The organism is Streptomyces sp. MZ04, assembly GCF_004684775.1.
Taxonomy (GTDB): domain Bacteria; phylum Actinomycetota; class Actinomycetes; order Streptomycetales; family Streptomycetaceae; genus Streptomyces.
In genome coordinates this window covers 1-1,578 of the sequence record NZ_SRIC01000558.1, presented here as the reverse complement: position 1 = coordinate 1,578, position 1,578 = coordinate 1, and the positions used below count along the sequence as shown (strand labels likewise).

Genomic DNA, 1,578 nt, shown 5'->3' with positions numbered 1-1,578 from the left:
TCCGACAGCAGACCATCGACATCGTCCCGGTCCACGGTCAAGTCATCGGCGAAGTGCCGGTCGCCAGTGGCGTCGGGCACGTACTTCACGGTGACAACGATCCTCAAGCTCACGCCGGCTCTCCTACCTCAGTGCGGTCCGTGATGCGAGCCTATGGCACTCAGTACCCTCTGTAAAGGTACGTAGTGCCAAAAGGTGCTCGTCGGTGCTAGGTTTCCCGGCATGACTGAGGTACGCGGACCAGCCAAGAAGGCCCCCATGCGAGAGGTGCTCGCCGAGGCGGCCTTCGAGCTCTTTCTGGAGCGGGGCTTCGAGCGGACCACGGTCGACGACATCGTGGCTCGGGCGGGTGTCGGACGCCGGTCGTTCTTCCGGTACTTCCCGTCGAAGGAGGACGTGGTCTTCCCCGACCACGAGCGCTGCCTGGCCGACATGAGCGCGTTCCTCGAAGAGCATGACGACGGCGACGATCCCGTGGGCGCGGTGTGCGACGCGGCCCGTCTCGTGCTGCGCATGTATGCCGCGAACCCCGAGTTCTCCGTGCAGCGTTACCGCCTCACGCGGGAGGTGCCCGGCCTGCGTACGTACGAACTCTCGGTGGTGCGCCGCTACGAGCGCAAGCTCGCCGGATATCTGGAACGGCGCTGCGCCGAGACCCCCGACGGCGCGCTGCGCGCCGAGGTCATCGCGGCCTCCGTGGTCGCCGCGCACAACAACGGCCTGCGCTCCTGGCTGCGTTCGGGGGGCGACGGCGACGCCGAGGCCTCGGTGGACCACGCGCTCGGACTCGTACGGGAGATGTGGGGGAACGCGGCCGGGGGGTCCGCCGGTGCCGCGTCCGAGGACGAGGTGATCGTGATGGTGGCCCCGAAGGGCGCCCCGATGTGGCGGGTCGTGCAGCGCATCGAGTCGGCGTTCGGGGACGGGCGAGCGGGTGCCGAAGGGGCGTGAGCCCGTTCCTGGCCGCCCTTTCGACACTCAGTACCTTTACGCTGCGGCACTCAGTGCCATATGGTGCGCGTGTCGCCGTGACGACGCGGCGTATCCGGGCCGACCGCAGGGGGTCGAAACGTGGCCATAGCAGGAACCGAGTTGCACCAGACCGGACTTGACGAGAATCCCGATCAGCGCGAGTCAACCGGCCTGATCTATCAGCGCTGCCGCTGGTGTCAGACCGCCTCCTTCCGGAAGCTGCTGTGCCCGGTGTGCGCGTCGAGCGACCTGGAGCCGGAACGCAGCGAGGGCTACGGCGTCGTCGTGCGCTCCAGCGTCGTGAACCGCTACACGGGCGTGGCACGCAACGAGTCCCTGGTCCGCTTCCCCGAAGGCTTCGTGTTCCGCTGCCGCGTCGTCGGCGCCGCGCCGAACCTGGTGTGGGTCGGGGCTCAGGTCCGCCCGGTGGCGGGCACGGACCCGGAGGCGGGCGAAATCGTCTTCGAGCTGTGCGATGCGAGCGGGCGCGCGGACTGGTTCTGACTCCGCCGGCTTTTCTGACTCCGGCCAAGGCAACGGGGCTGCGGGGCTCGCACCGTTAGAGTTTCTCCGACCCTCTGACGCTCGCCCGCACCCCCTCCGGGC

At 68.7% G+C, this 1,578-nt stretch carries 2 protein-coding genes and 1 pseudogene; 2 read left to right on the top strand and 1 reads right to left on the bottom strand.

What is annotated here, in order from left to right; genetic code table 11:
- Positions 1-113 (bottom strand): annotated as a pseudogene (locus E2651_RS43095) (electron transfer flavoprotein subunit beta); the annotation flags it as partial.
- A gap of 109 nt (positions 114-222) precedes the next feature.
- Between E2651_RS43095 and E2651_RS43090 the strand changes: the two are divergent.
- Positions 223-951, top strand: a complete 729-nt coding sequence (locus E2651_RS43090) for a TetR family transcriptional regulator (RefSeq protein ID WP_135336711.1) — start codon at positions 223-225, stop codon at positions 949-951.
- A gap of 141 nt (positions 952-1,092) precedes the next feature.
- Positions 1,093-1,476 (top strand): zinc ribbon domain-containing protein, encoded by a 384-nt coding sequence (locus E2651_RS43085; protein ID WP_209446397.1) that lies wholly within the window; start codon positions 1,093-1,095, stop codon positions 1,474-1,476.
- Positions 1,477-1,578 lie beyond the last annotated feature (102 nt).

Excerpts from the sequence above, each read along its gene's own strand:
- E2651_RS43090 (WP_135336711.1), top strand. The coding sequence starts at position 223 with ATGACTGAGGTACGCGGACCAGCCAAGAAGGCCCCCATGCGAGAGGTG.